The sequence below is a fragment of the Catenibacterium sp. RTP21428st1_D7_RTP21428_210409 genome (assembly GCF_040227455.1).
GTDB lineage: Bacteria > Bacillota_I > Bacilli_A > Erysipelotrichales > Coprobacillaceae > Catenibacterium > Catenibacterium mitsuoka_A.
The window spans coordinates 16,757-36,057 of sequence record NZ_JBEHVX010000006.1 but is presented as its reverse complement, the minus strand read 5'-3'; the positions used below and the strand labels follow the sequence as shown (position 1 = coordinate 36,057).

Genomic DNA, 19,301 nt, shown 5'->3' with positions numbered 1-19,301 from the left:
CCCCTGCCAATCATTTATTTAATCTTTTTTATAAAATTCTGTTTCATATCCATCCGCACGAAGTAAAATACCGGAAATCCAAGGTGGAGTTCTACCCATTTGCTTACAAATAGCATCAAGCGAGACATTCTTACTACATTCAATAATCAATTCATCATGGACATGGCCTACGATAAAACAATGAGATAACGTTCTGATGGCATACATTAAAATATCTCTGCTAATTGCTTGTACTATATTTTCTACAAACTTCGGTCCATAGCTTTCGATTCGTTCCCATTTCTTAGTTGCTCCTACACCTTCATAGGTTACCGATTCACTCCCGAACTGATTTACTCCCATCTTAGGTTTTACATAGGAAAGTCTTCTGCCACTTGGAAGTTCAATAAAAAGCATTCCGCTTTTATAGAAAAAACTGATATTCCCAATTTTTGATGGAGTTCTTTCAATAACTGCTTTCTTTACAGCACGATCAACATCCCACCAAAATTTAACAATATTAGGATTTGCCTCTCGCCACATATTCACAAGTGGTTGTAATTCTTCTTCATTAAGTCCCATATCAAGAGCTCCCATTGCTTTTAAAGCACCAACAGAACCACCATAGCCAAGTGCTAATTCTGCGATTTTACCTTTTTGTCTTAAATGAGCGTTTTGTCCATGTTTTTCTACCGGAACACCAAACATCTGACTTGCCGATGCGCAGTAGATGTCACCACCATTTGCAAAGACCTCTGCTCGCCATTTTTCTCCTGCAAGATGAGATAACACTCTAGCTTCAATTGCAGAAAAGTCAGATACAATAAATTTCATACCTTTTCTTGGCACGAAGGCAGTGCGAATAAGCTGCGATAAAGTATCTGGTATATCCTCATAAAGCATATTCATAGCTTCATAATTTCCAACCTTTACAAGTCCTCGTGCATCTGCTAAATCTGACATATGATTTTGAGGAAGATTCTGTAATTGAATAAGTCTACCAGCCCATCTTCCACTTCGATTGGCTCCATAAAACATGAACATTCCTCTTGCTCTTCCATCTCTACATACTACGTTTTGCATAGCTTGATATTTCTTAACCGAGGATTTGGAAAGCTGCTGTCTTAATTCAAGCACTGTTTTAAGTGGTTCTTTCACTGTCTTTAATACTGCTGCAACTTCCTTTTTACCAAGACTATCCATCTCTAATCCATTGTTAGAAAGCCAATCTTTCATTTGCATAACTGAGTTAGGATTTTCAAGACCAGTTAGTTCCTGCATTTTTTGTGACAATACTGCTTTAGACTTTTCATCAAAAGAAATAGCATTTTTCACAACATTTAAATCAAGAGCAATTCCTCTATCATTGATTTCCTGATCAAGATGATATTCTTCCCAAATGAAATCCGGTACTGCGAACTTAGAAAGCTTTTCTTGTATAGCCATTTCTACCTCAACATCTCTTTTGTTATATTTCTTAAATAACTCCCACTTTACTTTATCGTGAATTGGTAGATTTCTAGTTCTACCACCATTTACTTTCGTAGCTTTACAAGGAACACAGAAATATCGGATGAGTTCCTTTCCCTCAGTCATCTTTTGTTCTGATAATCCTAATACCGCACCTGCTCCTGCAAGTGATAAAGGAAGTCCCATATATGCAGACCAAATCATAGAACATTTCCAAGATACAGGACTAAGATAATCACCAACTGTATCTTCTAAAATACTGTATGATGTAAATTCATTCTCATAAAATCTTCGTAAATATACAGATAAACAAACTCTTTCAAAATTGGCATTAAAAGCCCATTTTGTAATATCTTCATCAGTTAATGCTTTAATAATCTCTATAGGTATTTCTTCTCCTTGAGCTAAATCAACCACTATTACTTCACTGCCATCAACCGAATATGCAAATAATAAAATTTCAAAGTTCTCTGACTCCACATACTTATAGACACCGCATTTCTGCAAATCAACATCTGAGTATGTTTCAATATCAATACTGATATTTTTCATTTCTTGCCACCTTCCTAAAAAGTAAGACGGTAAGATTTCTCCTACCGCCAAACCTACATTATTTCAAACTTTTCATACGTTCTTCATGATACTCAAGTTCTCTTTTTTCTCGTCTTCTATCAAAGATAAAACTTTGAATGCTATCGATTAACAAAGTAACACTTAAACTAGTCCAAGCTAAAATACATACAAATAAAATGATTGTCTCTAAAAATTCCATATTTTTCACCTAAACCCTTTCTTAAGATAAGAAATCATCATCTGCGTCTGTTGCAAAATCATCCTCAGCACGTGATTTACCACCAAGTGGTTCTCCATCTCTAATCTTTTGAAGATTATTAAGACCACAAGCAATACCTTTATTCCCGTTAGAATTAAAAGCATAAAGGCTGATTGATGCACGTCCATAAACACCACTATAGACTTCACTGCGGTCAATGATTGTATTTCTATCAGCATCTACAATGCCAGGTGCCGATGGAGAGTTAGCATTGATGAAATAACTATTTGCATATGCTTCATCGTCCGGTCTTTCAATGTCTCCGTCACGAAGTGGTGTCTTGATTGCAGAAAGTGCAGGAACACTTCTACCATTGCCTTTAAGTTTTGATTGACCTTCTTCATAAGCTGCCTTAATTGCAGCATTGATTTTATCCACTGTTGTCTTATCTGATTTTGGAATGATAAGGCTGACACTATACTTTGGAGCACCACCATTGATACTTTTTGGCTCCCAGACATTTGCATAGCTCCATCTTGTGTTAGGTCCTGTAATTACTTTCATTGGGTTACTAAATTTTGACATATTCTTTTCCTCCTATTAGTCATTAAAATCTTCTTTTGCTGTTTTGATTTCCGGACGTTTATCACTTTCCGGAACAAGTGTTGGTTTGCCTTCTGGCTTGTAAACCAAATCACCTAGTAATTCATTAAATTTCTTCTTACCAAGAAGTGTAGTCATAGCTGTTATTCCTAGTAACTTCTTCTCATATGGGTCTTTTCCTATACTCGTTACAGTTTCTGCCACTTTATCTTCATTGGTATACTTGCGAACGCTGCGACCTTCAACTACTTTAAATCCGTCATAGTGAACACCACTCATTGCCCTTTGAAGTGCATACTCTTTAACATCAGTTGCCCATGATACAAGTTCATCTACTTTTGAAAGAACAATTGAAATCTCGGCATCTTCTAATGTTACAGGCATCTCAAAATCATACTTTGCAAGTTCCATGTTTTGTTCCATGCGTTTCCTACAAGTTGCTTTGACCTTGCAAAATCTACAATGATCTCCCGCCATAAATTCACCTTCACCATCAAAGGCTAATTTTGCTTTTGGTTTTAGAACTGTATCTGCCCAAGTGTAGAGTTCATCTTTTTCCATAACGAATGTGCTGATGTTTTCTCTTCTTGGTTGGAAGATAGTCATTGAAACATTATCAATATCGTAAATTCCATCAAACAGATTTAATGCTCCAAGTGCATAACACATCATTTGAGGATTGTGTTCAGTTGATACTTCTACACCTTGACCATGCTTATAATCAATCACATGAAGAGTTCCATCTCCAATAATTACGCAATCACCAGTACCGAATCCATTAGGAACATAGTTTGAAAAATCAAGTTTCTCTTCAATAAGAATTACTGGGTCTTTACAAGTTTTCTGAGTTTCTTGACTTACAGATATGCAAAAGTTTTTGTACTCTTCTGCACATCGTTCCATTTCTTCGTCATAGAAACTAAGGTTCTCTGTAGGGTCTGTGCTTTCCATACCAATTGCAATCTTTAATTTATGTTCACAAAGAGTATGTGCATCAGTACCTTGCTTTGCATAATCACTATTCGTTTCACAATTTACTTTTTCTGCCTCTGCATTAAGTTTTGCTGATGGCGGACAGTTAATCCAGCGGTGGCTAGATGATGCAGACAATAATGCGTGTGCTACCATTTACATCACCTCCACTTTTTGCAAAAGTTCTTCATACTTTGATGGATCCACATCTGAAAGTTTTTCTACACCAAATTCGGTAAGAATTGCTTTAATTTCAGCTGTATGACCTTCTCTTGATTTAGTAGCAAGAACTCCTCGCACTTCTTCAAATGTAAAAGCCTTCTTTGGTGTTTGTTTTTCTTCATCTGAAGAAAATAGCTGTGAAAGACTATCTGCTATACCAATAAGCATTTCGCCACATTGTTTTAACTGTTTAACCTGCACTGCTAACTCGCTTGATTTACTCATTAAGCATTTCCTCCTTACTTTAGTTCTTTGACATCAACGGACTCAACCGTTTGTCCTGGAGCAAGCAAATACACCTGTGTAAAATCACCAAACAAGAATCTTGCAATTCTTGACGGCAAACGCATATCTGCTGCTTTTAGGACATTGGCTTTCTTTCCGTTGGGGTCTGAAACATTGATTGTGATTTTGTGTTTCATTGCCATTTTCCTTACCTCGCTTTCTGTAAGGTGTTGTCCCTTACAAGTAACAGGCAAAGAAAACAGCTCGAATTTTACCCCTTAAGGAGGATTTATTTAAAAAAGTTTTCTTTGATGTAATTTAGGGCATTGTTATAATGCTTTGAAACATTCTTGACGCTGATTTTCATTTCCTTTGAAATCTGAGTGAAGTTCATTTCTTCATACAATACCTTTTTGATTACTTTCTTTTGCTTGTCCGTAAGTTCTTCAATAAGTTCACGCACTCTTTCTGTATCTTCACTATTCTCACAATTTGGGTTAACCGCTAATTGGTATAAAAGACGGTTCTTATCAAAATCAGTATCTGATTCATCTGTTCCAAAATCATATTCAAGTGATAGGTTGTAATTTTTAGGGAATCTTTCTTCTACCTTGTATGCTATTTCATATTCTGATGGAGCCTCTCCTCTTCTAGCAGTTTCTTCGTCAATATACTTTTTAGTCCATTCTTCAATTTCAGCTTTTTCTTCTGGAGTTCTTTCGGGTTTGGAGTTCTTGTTGTTGTAATAAACCTCACTGTCATCTAATGCATGAAGTGTTTTGATGTCAGCCTCAGTTACCCCGTTTTCTCCAGGACGAAGAATGATTTTTTCTTCTCTACCATCAATTCCAGTAAATGTGTAAATGTAAGTATCTCTTTTCTTTGAGCTTGTTTTGTAAAATTTCATTGATTGTCCTCGCTTTTCTGTTAATTTGGTTAACTCGAACGAGGACAAAAAAATGAGCCAATACTAAGATGTACCGACTCTCCTAGCCATTTTACGCATGACGAAATAAGGGTACATCAAATTTCACCTTTCACTCGATTTAGTGAATGGCTCAATATTCGTATCCTCGCGCCGTATTACGTAATTAGGCTTGAGTTATTTTATTTTGCTAAGTCACGTGATTTAGCTTGATTACATTTTACTATCATTTAATAAGTAAGAAAATTTCCATTAAAATACCCCTTACTATCAATCAAATAGTAAGGGGTTATATATAGCATTCATATTATTTTCATGATATAATGTGATTACAAGTTAGAATTTAAATATGTGATATCTCATTCATAATGAGTTATGTCACAAATCACTAAATTATAAAACTAGAAAAGAGGTTAATCATGAGTAATTCTTCTAATTTTTTTCTAAATAATTTTTTTGAACTAGAAAACACTCCATGCGAGTGTAAAAAAGAAACTGTACATACAGCCCCAGGAGTAGATCCTTCTTTTGTTTTAAAAGTATGTGCAAACCCCAATGCTAACTCACTTCATTTTTCTTATTCCGCTCAAAAGGGATTAAATTTATCTGGTAATGCTGGAGGTATAATAACTGAAAACATTCTAGGACAACTACTTGCAATAAAACCCAATGATGTGGATGGAACAATTAGTTTCTTGGAAAAATATGGTTTTATTTTCCCCATTAGTTCAGAAATGTATGAAACAATTGATGGAACTGTATTATTAGAAATATTGAACAGAATCAAAGCTACTGTAAAATTGATGAGTGCTATAGCTGGAAAGAAAGATTATAAGGCAATACTTATTTACACAACTTATTTGTTATTTTCTGAACCAATTGAAATGAAGTTATCTAGCATAACTTATAACACCAATTTTCATGAATTTACTAATTTAATTAGAACTTACAACATTATTCCTGACCTCCATAGAAACCAAGAATTCTTTGATACTGAATGCATATCTATATTCGACACTTTAAAAGGAGATTTTGAAAAACTTGATATAAACGAAATAGCAGGTATGAGTGAAGGAAGTGGAGTAACTGGACTAACAGGAAGTCGTGATTATTATTTTAGAAATCTTTTTTGTCTATATACTACTTATAATATGGCAAATGACAATTTGAGAAATATCATTGACTTCTATTATAATTATCAGAAGAAAGTCAGTATTATTAAGAATGTTGAACCTACGAGAATTACATATTACTCAAGCCCTAACAAAGAAAACTTTTCTGATGAGATGAAAGAGATGCTTGTTAAAATCGCCAAAATTGTTATAAGCGAAGAAATTAATGCTAATCTCCACAATATTTGTCCTCAGTTAGAAATTAATGCGCTAACACCTACTTGGAAACTTAACAGTCTTCTTGAAGCTTTATATTTTTCGGTATTCTATATGAAACCAGGAGTAGAGTTATACAAAGAATGTGAAAATCCTAATTGTAAACATGAAAAATATTTCTTAATCAATGCTACTGTTACAAACAAAAAATATTGCTGTCCTGCTTGTGCCAACGCTGCTGCACAAAGACGAAGTAGACAAAGAAAACTTAACAAATAAAAAAATCTCCATTCAGTAACTTTTACGCTACTTGAATGGAGATTTTATATTTGTAATTTTATATTATTATTTTGGAGGTGATACAAGACCTCTTGATAGAACTTTTTCAATACATTCCGCTAATTCTTTTTTCTGCTGTTCAGGAGTGCCAATATAGTTGTACATTAAATATCTAGTATCCATCACTATCCCCTGAATTCTTTCAAAGTTTTTCATTTTAGGATTACTAGCATCATATCTCCAATCACCGATAGCTTCACCTATATTACCAACATTGCTGTTCAATCTAAAAAGATTATCAGCTTTATTATATGGCATAATAAAGCAATTAAAGAGGTTAGCATTAGGAATGCCTTTTACTCTTTCGATGTATTCACCATATGTAATCTGTTTATTAATATCTGTACCATTAGGCAAATGATCTGGATTACCTGTCCAACCATAACGATAACATTTTGCATCTAAAACATAATACTTATCTTTATAAATCATTATTGAATCAGGAAATAAAGGTGTTTTCTCCTTATCATGCCCATAATCCAACAGCCATCTAGTTTTTGGAAAATATTGTGTTTTATCTTCAATACCAAAAGCTTTATCAATCATTTTCTCCCATACTGTTTCAAAATGGTCAGTACCAAAAAAATACTGCGTATCAGAAGATTTCTGATCAATATACTCAAGCATTGCTCTCATAGCCGTGAAAAGTTCCTGCTCATTATCATTGTTAGTACTTCCAATTTTTTTAGTAAGAATATAGATAGACTCTTTTACACCCGGATGCATCCCTGGTTTCTCAGGCATAAAAGGAACATACAACCATCCCAACTTTTCAAAAGCCTCATAAACACAATATTTATGTATCTGCGTTATCTCTTTGTTTGCATTTGGAGTAGACGAACGAACAGTCATATTCGTGAAAATAAGCGATCCATTTTTCTGAACTAATGCTCTTTGTTCCTTCACTGTCTTCGGCCAAGAAGTCCTTCCTTTAGTATCCGTTTTGTACTGTGGATCTGTTTCAATATAATATCGTCCAGCTCTTAAGAAACCACGGATAATCGTTAAATATGCATGAATTGGAAAATCTACGGTTCTTGGTGCCTCAAACTTAGGAGACTCAATAACCTTATCTTCTTTCATAAATGCAGCAAGCACTCCAAATAAATTATTGATATCGATTCTTGAATCATCATCATTTTCCGGCAATTGATAACCTAATGGAAAATAAATCACAGCATCATCAGAATCTGCTTTTACACCAACAAAACTATCACCATCTTCATTCGTATTTACATGACATCGCTGCCTTAGATTTTTCGTTAAATCCATTAAGAATCACCACCTTTATCTACTTATTTTTTTACTGCTGTGTAGGATAAAGTGTATCCCTGACATTTTGTTTAAAAATTCTAAATCTATCAGGTCCTTTACTATATACAAATGTTCTAATTACTTTTTCTAAGCTATCCATGTTTTCTGTATCAAAAATTGCTTCTGGATTAAACTTAAATGCATCGTCCCATAAATACTTTATTACCTTTTCAGGGAATAGTCTATTGTGAAGAATAGCATCTCTCAATTCCTCAAGTCTTGCTGTTTTATTTGTGTCTAAAGTACCTAACAATTCATGGCGAATTAAATCATTTAACTCATCAAGAGTTGTTACAAAGTCACCTGTCGGTAATGCTTTTGAATCAAAGACCAAATCTTGTTCATGAACAAAGTATACACCAAGTCTCTTATCTTCTGCAGAAGCCATCTTCACTCTATTACCAATAATAATAGTATTTACTGTTTCGCAGAATTTTTGCCATGTAACCTTAGTATCAAGAATTTCGGCATTAGATAATGAATGTCTAACATTATTGAAGTTATTTTCAATAAGTCTCATATTCCATCTTCTTTGGAAAGCAGTATCCAATGTAAATACATTCTGATCCGAAGTATTCATTGTACCTAAGATTGAAAGATTAGATGGAATCCTTACTTTGTGTTTTCCATCTTCATAAACAACCTTTGCAATGTTTTCATTAGTAATTCCATACTCACTAGTTCCTATCGGATAAGTTATTTCATCCAATACTCTTGGTTCTACTGTCCTATCTAATAATTGGAATATATCACCAAAAATTGCCGGAGCATTACCGCGGTTAATTTCTTCAATAATTAACACATAAGGTCTTGAAGGGTCATTATATGCCTCCTTCAGTATATTAGTAAAAGGTCCTGGTGTAAATTCATAAGTAACCATTTTATCAACTGGGTCTACTACAGGTAAAATCTGTCCAATAAAATCTGAATTTGTATAATCGGGATGGAACACTAACCTTTCTACAACTGTACCTTTTTTACAATATTCATGTTCAATAGTCCAACTTTTTCCTGAACCAGGAACACCATATAATAAAATATTTTTACCGGTTACTACTCGTTGTGATTCGTCTATCTTATTTGATGTTAAAATATCGTCTGCAGAAACCGTACTTACATCTGTTTCATTCTCAAACTTTTCTAATTCGAATAAAGATTTTGCTGAGCCTAGAAATCCCAAGTAATCAAGAGTAGTAAAAATATTTGGATTTTCTTCAAAGATAAATACTTTTTTTGCAACTTCTTGAATTCTGTCTTCTTTGATACGTATATAATCTCTGTCAAACTCCAATGTTTCAAGTTGTTTTAATGCCAATATTAGTCTGTTGTCAAATTTTGATTTGAATTTTTCAAATTCTTCAATTGTGTCATTTTGTTCATTTCTTAATAATGTTATTAACAATAATGTTTCAAGAAAATCTTCAAACACCTCTGTAGTTGCAACTAAATAACGATATTCAGTCATCGAGATTTCATATTGTCCTGTAGTCCTTCCCAATTCAATAAGAACTTTATACAAAAGCATTACAGGATATAAACGATATTTTTGTCTAACGCCATTTCTTTGTTCATCAATTTCAGAGCTGATAAACATCTTCTCAATTTGTCTTTGAATAATATCTTTATACAAATCCGTTTTTTCATATTCCCCATTACAACGTTCCGTTATTTCTTTAAAAGTATCAGTAATAATAGATTCATCATATTTTGATGAAGTCATAGTAATCAATCCAAAGAAAGCTGCGACTCGTAATGCACGATAATTGTTAGATATATTCAAATTAGGTTTTTCCTTGTTTAATTCACTCAACTGTTCAGAAATGTAATCCTGAATATTTTTATTTTGTGTAGCACTTTGGTACTTTTGTAAAAATGATACCAAATAACACAAGCTGTCAAATGAGGTCGGTTGTTTTACTAAATACCAACACTCATAATCATTCGCACTTTTTAATTGCTCTAATTTATTTTGTAAAATAGGATTCATATCATTTATCCTCCATCTCCATAATTTTTCTTACTAATTTTGCTAAAAAGAATGAAATCTTAGGTGGAACTGCATTCCCAATAGTTTTACAAATAGTTGTTTTATTTCCGTAAAATATAAAATCATCTGGGAAACTTTGAATTCTAGCAGCTTCTCTAGGTGTTAGCGTCCTATTCTCACAAGGATGAATAAACCTTCCACCTGCTGGTGTATCAAATCTAGTTGTAATTGTCGGAGCCTGTTCATCCCAACATAATCTTCCATACGAACCACTATGGACAGAATTTATTTCTTCTTTTAATGCTGTGAAGTTTTGTCCATTATCCACTCTACTCATCCTGTCTACTGCCAATTTCGAATGATTTGTCTTTGTATGATTACTCAAAATATCATTACTACTAGCCAAATATCTTTGATAGTCTGTCATCGCCTCTGGATTTGCTATTTTACCATCAATAGTTGGACTTGGCATATTTCCAATAGCATCTTCCACCGTGACTTTGTTAAAAAATGTCGGATACTCTTTTGTCATATTCTCAATTGTTAAATCCCATAGTTTTTCAACATCCACATTATCAATAGTTGTGCCAATAATAATCATTCTTTCTCTCTTCTGTGGGATTCCAAACTCCACAGCCTTAACAACACGGTAGTATAAATGGTATGGTTTCCCATCTAACATATCTGCATCTTGGAAAATTCTCTGAATCTCTTCGAATATTTTTCCATTCTGCATTGTCATAATTCCTTTGACATTCTCCATTATAAAAACTTTTGGCTTTACAGTCTTTACAACATTGAAATAATGCTTAAATAAATAATTTCTAGGGTCATCAATAAATCCTTCTCTGATTCTTGCTCCAGCCATCGAAAACCCTTGACAGGGTGGTCCTCCAATTATTACATCAGCATCACCTATCTCAAACACACCAGATTGGTCTATATTTCTTATATCGTCCACAATCATATCTACTTCTGGATGATTCATCATGTAGGTGTTTGCAATTTTCTCATCAAACTCCACAGCTTTTTTTACTGTAAAGCCTTCCTTCAAAAAGCCTAAGGACAGGCCACCACATCCAGAAAACAAATCAATTACGTCCATTTTCAGCACCTCCACCAATTCTGTATCTATACGAGAAATTTTTAATGTAAATGCTTTCTTCATCGGTTAATCCATATAATGCATTTATATAATCATCAATCTCGTGAATGACATTTACACACTCTTTATGCTTATATTCGTAGTCTGTTTGTTTTGTACCTACATATACTTTAGTATCTTCTAATCTTTGTTCCAATGCATAAGCCAATCTATTTGTCGTTTCAAAATCAACTAAATCTGGTATTTTAAATCCAGTCAATTCTTTTCTTGTAATATGCCAACAGTCAGAAATACAAATCCAATACCACCAAAACAATGATGAATTAAGCAAGCACATGCAAAAATTTGCATACTCTCTATTTTCACATTTAAACTCTTTATATTCAGATCCATTATGTAGTGTTAAAAATGCTTTAATCCAAAAGGCTGCTCTCATATTTAAGTATAAAGGTACATTATCTTTCTCAAGCATTTTTATAAGTTCATTCCTATGTCTAGTGACTTTTCTATATACCGCACTATCAACCCTAGTACCTAATTTAGGAATATAATCATCTTGAACAAATGTGTTTTTCACAACCTCAGTAGTGCTAAAGAGTTCTCCTCTTTCTTCCTTATACCAATATCTGTAATTTCCCGTATATACATTTCGTGCTGATGTCACATTTCTTCCGAAAAGAACACACAATTTCTGATGAACTGAGGTAAATAAACAGTCTGGCCTATCTGAATAACTTAATATATATTGTTCTGCAGTTTGCCTAGATAATTCATCTCGAATTTTTTTCATTCGTGGTGTAGAAACATATGACAATGGAATTACAAACCCTATTACCCCGCCTTTTTTCAGATGCTTTGCTGAGTTATCTAATACATTTGCATATATATTCCCATACTTCATAGTTGGGGTTGATTCACTTTTTGAATCTTCTACATACGGAGGATTCCCGACAATTATGTCGTATTGTTTATTTGAATCTGGCGTTGTTGAAACAAAGTCATATGATGTAAAACAAGACTCCATCATACTTGCTAATCCTTTAATTTTAGATGCACCATGTCTGTGTAAAACACAAAGCAGTAATCTAATTTTTGTAAGTAATATAGAATCCGGGTTTAAATCATTTCCTTTTAAAGTTGAAATAACTTTTTTTATTTTCCCTCTTGTGACTTCAGTATTATGAAGATCTAATAAATCTAGTTTCATTTCAAGAGCGGCTAGCAGAAATACCCCCGCCCCGCAAGTAGGATCATATACAGTTTTTTCATAACAAAAATTGCTATAAGGGATTCCATTTAAATCAAGAACATGAAGATTATTTGGTTTTAATTTTCCGCATACCATTTTCACGCTATTGAAAAGAATAAATCTCACTATATCTGAAGGTGTATAATACACTCCTTTCGCTTTTCTAATATCTTCTTTTTCATTAATGTTAGATAATATTTCTTGAACTTCTTCATACGAATACATATCATTATATTTATTTGTAAAATCCTTTTGCTCACCCAGCAATATATTTATTTCTTCTCTAATTACTTTAAGTTCACTCTTACTGTAATTCTGCACAAGATAACCATTTGTAATGGACAATGCATTCTTTAACATTACACTTGCCATACTGTACTACCACCTTTAAATTTAATCTATTGCACTTTTCCCGCTCTTTACCCAGGCATCTAACTCGGAGAATTTAAACTTCCATTTTTTCCCTATTTTATGTGCAGGAATTCCTTTTCCTTTTTTTATCCAATCACGTATAGTTATCGGTTTAACACCTAAATGTTCAGCTGCCTCTTCTAAGCTTACCCATTTTTCGTTGTAGTTTTCTTCCATCGTTGCACCTCTGACTTACAAAAAATTGCACAATTATACATATACATTATACTATATACAATCATGTTTTTTCAAGTGTTTTATAATGTTTGATGATGTTTTGTGATGTTTTATGGTCAAAAAAATAGGGAGTCATTAAAACTCCCTAACCAATCTATCAATCCCCATCATTCTATTATAGTCTATATATTTAGCATCCCCTTCACCAAAATCCCTCACTTTAGCATACCGATTTAAATAAGCATAATCAGAATATCCCATAATAGTTCCTGTTGTGATATCATCCCAATTAACTAAGGTTAATTCAGAATCAACATCTATCGCATTTAGCTTAACAGCAACATAATAATCTTTAGGAATATTATTAAATTGATCACAATTAATTAATAGTCTTCTGTGAATACCTCTGAAACCAGTTTTTATGTCCACAGTCTTATTATCTCTAGTAATAAAATCATAACCATCAACATTTTCTTGGCCAACAAAAACATCGAACATTCCCTGCATATCAACTTCTTTACCTTTTATTTTAAGGAATGTTAAAAAAACTAATTCTCCTAATTTTCCAATATATGTTCGCTGAACTTCTATCTTCTGTTGTAGGGAAACATCACCTGATTCCTTAATTTGAGTCGGTAAAAGCCTACTATATTGATTATCCGTTAGAACAATATCTTTAGCAAATTGTAAGCACTCATTTCTCATATTCTCAGTGATATCTATATCATATACGTTAATATTGTAATTACCCCTCTGCTCTGTTCTTATTCTCACTTCAAAAATCACCTCAGTCATATAAGTTATAATTATAATTATAATAACAGCAAATTAGAATGTACACTATTTTATGTGATTTTTAAATTAATTAACCAATTTTAATAACATACATATTTGAACGATAACTCCAATCAATCGTTCAAAGGTTGTGCATAAACTAATAACAACAAGCATAAACTTTTTTAATTTCAACCTTTTTCAAGGCAAAAAAATAAGAGCCTCTTTTGCTCTCCCGATAAATTCCTATATTTTAAGCCATTCTAGGCATATTTTATACTGTATCTTTGTATCAATCTCGTAGTGCTTTTCTCCTCACCCTAATATTCAGATGGATTGTTTGAGTAAAATAAAAAAGTCATGCAAGACTACATGACTAAATATTTGTACAAAAAGTCTACCATCTTCATTCAGAATAGTTTTTGCATCTTTAACACAATAGTTACATTATAAGATTTTTTTGATTGACCACATGACACAGGTCATAAATTATAAAATTAGATTAATAAAAAATTCACGAGTATTTTGATAATGAAGCAATTCATTTTTTATGATTTTTCTAAGAAAATACTAGTGTTATGCTTCAGATGATCAATCAATAGATTTTTTAAGTTCTCTCAACGATATCTATTATTTCAGGCCAGTAGTCATCAAGACCTGAAATTTGTTTTTTTGAAGCATATATCAATTGCAAACCAAAGCAGATAATAGGTGTAAATTTATTTTCTTTATCTCCATTGATAGCCTTAACCAACGGAGCAATCCCCATATCTATATGAGCTCCTCTTTTATCAGAAAGATATTTGATAAAGTCATAAACTGTTAAATCGTAATACCCTACCTTCTTCATCAACTCGAAAATTTTTTTATTTGATAATATATCTTCCGGCTTGACTCTTCCATATCCTACTATCTGTTCACCTTTATACTCTATCTCTACGCTAGTAAACAACTGTTGAAATTCTGCCTTTTCTTGTCTCTTTAATTTATTTAGGATTAATTGAAAAGTCATATTTGGAATAACATCGGGAATATCAGACACATCTTTATCGAAGTATGCAATTTTTTGATTTGCCCATTCCTCTAAAATAATCCAATTTTCTATTTGTCCAAAACTATATGGCGCAAGTTCAATATGCAATTTATCCTCTCCCTCAAAGGAAATACCTGATATCAGAGGCATCTTAAAGTTTGGACATAATTCAAGAATTAATGGCGTATGCTGATTTTCAAACATAATTTTTCTTAAGGGCATAACAACTATGCGATCTATCAGTTCTTTATGGTCTGATCCTATTTCCTCCATATGTGTAATCGCTAATCTTATAATATCAAATTCTTTTTTCAACTCAGCCAACATACCATTTTTACTGAGCTTAAATTCTGTTATGAAATTTAATTCTGGTTCGTATTCCATGTACCAGCACCATCCTCTCTCTATATATATTCTTTATATATTCTTTATTTTCTACGCAAAACAAATTCAACAATGGAGTCTTCTATTCAAGAAACTAGAATCATTGAACAGTATTTCAAAAAAATTATCTTTTAATAATTTTAATTGCCCCTTTTAAAATTTTAGGCCCAATTTTTTTTAATCCTAGTGCCACAGCACCAATTCCAACTACTGCGGCACCATCATTTAATCCCTTTTGATGTTTTGGACATAATCCTGTAACATTCTTTTTATCAGTAATAATTCTTCCACAAACTTTACATTTCTTAACTTTTTCACTCATTATGACTATCCTCCACAGACACAAAATAAACTTCTTTTTCATCTAAATCCGATGTTTTCATCTTTAATTGTTTCAAACTTTTTTCGAATGTAGGTTTCATTTCTACAGAAAATTTATACCATGAATCCATATTATCATCGTTATATGGAAAGTAATCATGCATTAACATAGAAGCTGACTGCCCTTTTCTAGATATCGGTTGCTCAATAAAATTCAACATTCTGCTTTGATAATTTTCTATTACCAGTTTTGCAGTTTCTCTTTCACCCAAATACTCTAATATTTGAAGTCTTACTCCTACAAATTTTGTCACTATTTGCAAATCATCAGAAATAAATCCCATATAGGTATTTGGTATTTTGCTTAAATAACCAAATGGAGCATCAACCTTTTTTGCAAAACTTTTTGCAGTAGTTTCAATATCTGTATAAACGGCATTGATAGCCGTTCTCATTTTGCTATCAGCTTTCTTTAACATTCTAATTTTTTCTTCTTCTGATTTTTTAGTAGCTGCTTCTAATATAAGTCCACGTGCATCCAAAAACGGCAGAACAATCTCTCTATCTCGATCCCTTTGAATTTGATACGTTTGAAACTCTTGTATTTCAGATAATTTCGCATAAATTTGACGCATCTGTATTTGATTGCCAATACTTCGCATCGTTTCAACATTTCCTGGATTCTTTATAACTTTTTTGAGAGTAATATCTTTAATACGAACTCCATTTTCATCAAGAATAACGGCTCGCATATTATCTTCTATCTGTTTTGATTCCCCAACAGAATAAATACCTTTCTTAAGTTTTGTTTTTATATCAGAAGGCAAATTATCAAAATCTGGTAATAACATAATGTTTCCTTTTGTAATAACATCTGCTTGATTAATTACCTCACTAATTATGCTTAAGTCTGCAATTGGTAGCTGTGTAATTTCTTGTAAAGTTGAAGATTTACGTATCGATAGCATCATATCTTGCACGTAACCATCAAAAAAATTACTCATTTTAGAAATATTAACACCAGTTATATCTTCTTTTGTTCTAAAAATATTCAGATGATTTCCATTTTGAAGTTCTATAATTTCTGTACTTTCGTTCGCATTAACATCCATGCTATCAACTCCTATCTATCTTTAGTTCATCTTTCATTTTTTCTTATTACTCTGTATTGCTTTTGTAAGCCAGTCACTTACAGTTTTCACTACGAACGGAGAACTCACCAATGAAGTCAGTGTTATTCCAGCAATAGAACTCGCTGTTTTAATCCATTCCTTTGAAACAATTTCTCTTGTTGCAGTTCCAGCTAAAATGGATGGTGTTAACAAATTTGCCTTTTCCAAAAGTGAATTACACTCTTTCTCGGTGTATTTTTCTGGATGGTCAACTAGCATATCGAGAAGAATCTTAATCATTTCAGTCTCTTCTGGATGTTTTATTGTTTCGGCATCGATTACACTTCTCATAGCAATATATTGAGTTTTTGTTAGCTTGTTTCTTCCACTTTCAATATTATTTATCGTTTGACGAGTTACACCAATCTGATCCCCAAGTTCAGTTGCGGTCCACCCAATAGCTCTGCGAATCAGTAGTAAATTATTTTGCATTCTCTTGATTTCTTCCATAATAGCATCCTCCTTGCAAAGAATTTTATCACTTGACAATATATTTGTCAATGTATTATATATTCTAACTTGATAATCAATAAAAATACACTCATAGACAATACTGAGTGTAAATTTAAAAAATCATATTAAACCACTTTATGTATTATTAGTTCACCTAACTGATTGCACCTCACTTCAATGTATTCTCCTATATCAAATCCATATTTTCTTAACCATTCCCCTTTAAGAATAATAGTAGGTGTCGATTTATATTTATAACCACTTCCTTCATACACCTTAAGTTTTCTACTCTCTTTGCAAGTGATAATTTTCTTTTCTTGTCGTTCTAAAAATTGCTTATCAAACTCTTTTATGTGACTTATTGCAGCAACAACAGAATCACATTTGCTATATTCGCGATATTTCATCTCCTGTGCCCTTTTCTTATGATAAACGGTTATTCTATTAACCTCGTCAAATTGGTTGCTAAAAACGCTCCAAAAGTGTCCTGTGGCATTTGATTTCAATTCAACAAAGTTTATTTCCTTTCTGACAATCGTAAAATAAGAATCATCAAATAGTTTATAATCTCTTTTCTTTAGTATAAAACATTCTCCCTTCAATCATCTAATAACTGTACCAGTTCTCTATATTTCATCTTGCGTGTAAATAAAATCTTTCGCCTGTTTTAACCTCTCGTCATATTCATAATCAGCATAATTTACACATTCTACCTTCCCATCATAATAATTTATCTGAAGTTTTGTATCGGGTAAAACAATAATCCTATCTATCAACTTATGTATAAGTAGTAACGATATCTTTATTTTCTCTTCTGTTCTAACTTGGATGTATTCATTTTCAAATATTGGTTTCCGAGATTTCGTTTCTTTCTTCTTTATCACCAAATATTCTAGAATCGAATCATATATTAATAAAATCAGATTTTTTTCTCTTATTTTTGGTGAAGTACCATTTGATGCGCAAGAATGAATAACATAACTACAAGTTTCATAATTAGTTCCTGAATGATCTACCTTTGTATTTATCATTTTTCCACATTTTCTATCACAAGCAGAGCAGTACAACATTCCCATAAAAAAATTCCTTTTTAGTAAAGCACTAGCATGAGTTTTGTTGACAGCTTTGATTAATCTAAACTGCACTTTTTCCCATGTGTCATTATCTACTATTGCCTTATGATGATTTATTACATATATCCGATCAATTTCTCCATTGTTTTTCAATAGCTTCTTGGTAATCGGATCTAGTATATAATACTTCTGCATTAGACAGTCTCCTATATATTTTTCATTCTGGAGAATAGATAATACTGTGGCTGTGTCCCATTTCTCTTTACCTTTAACCGTCCTAATTTCATCTTTTTCCAATAAAAGAGTGATATCCTTTAAGGTGTACCCTTCTAAGAAAGAGTTATAAATTCTTTTTACAATCTCTGCTTGTTCTTCATTAATCAGATAACCTCCATCATCTCCTCGATCATATCCTAAAAAACTAGAGAAAGCTAAACAGCCTTTACCTTTTGCCATATTTTTTCTCATTCCCCATTTAGTATTTTCAGAAATAGAACGAGATTCCTCTTGCGCAACAGCTGCTATTACTGTAAGAATAAACTCTCCATCATCTGACAGTGTCCATAGATTGTCTTTTTCAAAGTAAACTCCAACATTTAAAGATTTCAATAATCTTGTGTATTTGATTGTATCTAATGTATTTCTTGCAAACCTAGAAATTGATTTAGTAATGATTAAATCAAACTCTCCTTTCTTTGCGTCTTCTATCATTTGGAGAAATTGACTACGATTCTTTGTGTTTGTTCCTGTTGTTCCTTCATCAGCATAGATGTTAACTAGTCTCCAATCTTCTCTTTTATCAATTTTATTTCGGAAATAATCTATTTGATTATTGAATGAGCGAACTTGCTCTTTTTTACTTGTGGAAACTCTCACATAGATTACAACACGAGTTACTTTCCTTTCATTTTTTTCTGCTATCTTATTCGCGGGAATTACACTTATGATTTGTTCTAACATTTTCTTTCACCTCGATTTTTGTCTATGTTTGCTCTATCAAGATGAAAAATCAA

The 19,301-nt window shown here is 32.6% G+C and carries 20 protein-coding genes; 1 reads left to right on the top strand and 19 read right to left on the bottom strand.

Annotated elements, in window-relative coordinates; translation table 11 throughout:
* Window positions 1-18: 18 nt before the first annotated feature.
* The 7 genes from ABUA27_RS01905 to ABUA27_RS01875 all read right to left on the bottom strand — a co-directional run bounded on the left by ABUA27_RS01905 (window position 19) and on the right by ABUA27_RS01875 (window position 5,150).
* Window positions 19-2,001: a DNA polymerase gene (locus ABUA27_RS01905; RefSeq protein WP_349820111.1), complete on the bottom strand. Its 1,983-nt coding sequence runs from the start codon at window positions 1,999-2,001 to the stop codon at window positions 19-21.
* A gap of 58 nt (window positions 2,002-2,059) precedes the next feature.
* Window positions 2,060-2,221 carry a hypothetical protein gene (locus ABUA27_RS01900; RefSeq protein ID WP_349820110.1) on the bottom strand — a complete coding sequence of 54 codons (162 nt, stop codon included), beginning with the start codon at window positions 2,219-2,221 and terminating at the stop codon, window positions 2,060-2,062.
* A 21-nt stretch (window positions 2,222-2,242) separates the two neighbouring features.
* Window positions 2,243-2,806, bottom strand: a complete 564-nt coding sequence (locus ABUA27_RS01895; RefSeq protein ID WP_349820109.1) for a DUF2815 family protein — start codon at window positions 2,804-2,806, stop codon at window positions 2,243-2,245.
* A gap of 15 nt (window positions 2,807-2,821) precedes the next feature.
* Window positions 2,822-3,952, bottom strand: coding sequence for a DUF2800 domain-containing protein (locus ABUA27_RS01890; protein ID WP_349820108.1), 1,131 nt, complete (start codon window positions 3,950-3,952; stop codon window positions 2,822-2,824).
* A complete protein-coding gene (locus ABUA27_RS01885) occupies window positions 3,953-4,243 on the bottom strand; it encodes a DNA ligase (RefSeq protein ID WP_349820107.1) in 291 nt (96 codons plus the stop codon).
* A 14-nt stretch (window positions 4,244-4,257) separates the two neighbouring features.
* Window positions 4,258-4,446, bottom strand: a complete 189-nt coding sequence (locus ABUA27_RS01880) for a hypothetical protein (RefSeq protein WP_349820106.1) — start codon at window positions 4,444-4,446, stop codon at window positions 4,258-4,260.
* Window positions 4,447-4,532: 86 nt separating this feature from the next.
* The gene (locus ABUA27_RS01875) at window positions 4,533-5,150 is read right to left on the bottom strand and encodes a sigma-70 family RNA polymerase sigma factor (protein WP_349820105.1); all 618 of its coding nucleotides are present in this window, start codon (window positions 5,148-5,150) and stop codon (window positions 4,533-4,535) included.
* A 437-nt stretch (window positions 5,151-5,587) separates the two neighbouring features.
* Between ABUA27_RS01875 and ABUA27_RS01870 the strand changes: the two genes are divergently transcribed.
* Window positions 5,588-6,775, top strand: a complete 1,188-nt coding sequence (locus tag ABUA27_RS01870) for a hypothetical protein (RefSeq protein ID WP_349820104.1) — start codon at window positions 5,588-5,590, stop codon at window positions 6,773-6,775.
* A 66-nt stretch (window positions 6,776-6,841) separates the two neighbouring features.
* Here the strand turns inward: ABUA27_RS01870 and ABUA27_RS01865 are convergent, their stop codons facing one another.
* From ABUA27_RS01865 to ABUA27_RS01810, 12 genes are all read right to left on the bottom strand, one after another.
* On the bottom strand, window positions 6,842-8,107 hold the full coding sequence (locus ABUA27_RS01865) for an LlaJI family restriction endonuclease (protein WP_349820103.1): 1,266 nt from the start codon (window positions 8,105-8,107) through the stop codon (window positions 6,842-6,844).
* 31 nt (window positions 8,108-8,138) lie between these two features.
* Complete coding sequence (locus tag ABUA27_RS01860; RefSeq protein ID WP_349820102.1) at window positions 8,139-10,136, bottom strand: McrB family protein; 1,998 nt, start codon at window positions 10,134-10,136, stop codon at window positions 8,139-8,141.
* 1 nt (window position 10,137) lies between these two features.
* Window positions 10,138-11,241, bottom strand: a complete 1,104-nt coding sequence (locus ABUA27_RS01855; protein ID WP_349820101.1) for a DNA cytosine methyltransferase — start codon at window positions 11,239-11,241, stop codon at window positions 10,138-10,140.
* On the bottom strand, window positions 11,228-12,862 hold the full coding sequence (locus ABUA27_RS01850) for an HsdM family class I SAM-dependent methyltransferase (RefSeq protein WP_349820100.1): 1,635 nt from the start codon (window positions 12,860-12,862) through the stop codon (window positions 11,228-11,230). Before ABUA27_RS01850 ends, ABUA27_RS01855 begins: the two co-directional genes overlap by 14 nt.
* Before the next feature lie 21 nt (window positions 12,863-12,883).
* A complete protein-coding gene (locus ABUA27_RS01845) occupies window positions 12,884-13,078 on the bottom strand; it encodes a helix-turn-helix domain-containing protein (protein ID WP_349820099.1) in 195 nt (64 codons plus the stop codon).
* A gap of 135 nt (window positions 13,079-13,213) precedes the next feature.
* On the bottom strand, window positions 13,214-13,873 hold the full coding sequence (locus ABUA27_RS01840) for a hypothetical protein (protein ID WP_349820098.1): 660 nt from the start codon (window positions 13,871-13,873) through the stop codon (window positions 13,214-13,216).
* A gap of 586 nt (window positions 13,874-14,459) precedes the next feature.
* Window positions 14,460-15,269, bottom strand: a complete 810-nt coding sequence (locus ABUA27_RS01835) for a hypothetical protein (protein ID WP_349820097.1) — start codon at window positions 15,267-15,269, stop codon at window positions 14,460-14,462.
* Between the two features lie 124 nt (window positions 15,270-15,393).
* Window positions 15,394-15,591, bottom strand: a complete 198-nt coding sequence (locus tag ABUA27_RS01830) for a hypothetical protein (protein ID WP_349820096.1) — start codon at window positions 15,589-15,591, stop codon at window positions 15,394-15,396.
* Window positions 15,584-16,702 (bottom strand): hypothetical protein, encoded by a 1,119-nt coding sequence (locus ABUA27_RS01825; protein WP_349820095.1) that lies wholly within the window; start codon window positions 16,700-16,702, stop codon window positions 15,584-15,586. The genes ABUA27_RS01830 and ABUA27_RS01825 overlap by 8 nt, the downstream gene beginning before the upstream one ends.
* Window positions 16,703-16,735: 33 nt before the next feature.
* Complete coding sequence (locus ABUA27_RS01820) at window positions 16,736-17,212, bottom strand: helix-turn-helix transcriptional regulator (protein WP_349820094.1); 477 nt, start codon at window positions 17,210-17,212, stop codon at window positions 16,736-16,738.
* Between the two features lie 128 nt (window positions 17,213-17,340).
* Window positions 17,341-17,817, bottom strand: a complete 477-nt coding sequence (locus ABUA27_RS01815) for a SymE family type I addiction module toxin (RefSeq protein WP_349820093.1) — start codon at window positions 17,815-17,817, stop codon at window positions 17,341-17,343.
* 24 nt (window positions 17,818-17,841) lie between these two features.
* Window positions 17,842-19,248 carry a recombinase family protein gene (locus ABUA27_RS01810; protein ID WP_349820092.1) on the bottom strand — a complete coding sequence of 469 codons (1,407 nt, stop codon included), beginning with the start codon at window positions 19,246-19,248 and terminating at the stop codon, window positions 17,842-17,844.
* Window positions 19,249-19,301 lie beyond the last annotated feature (53 nt).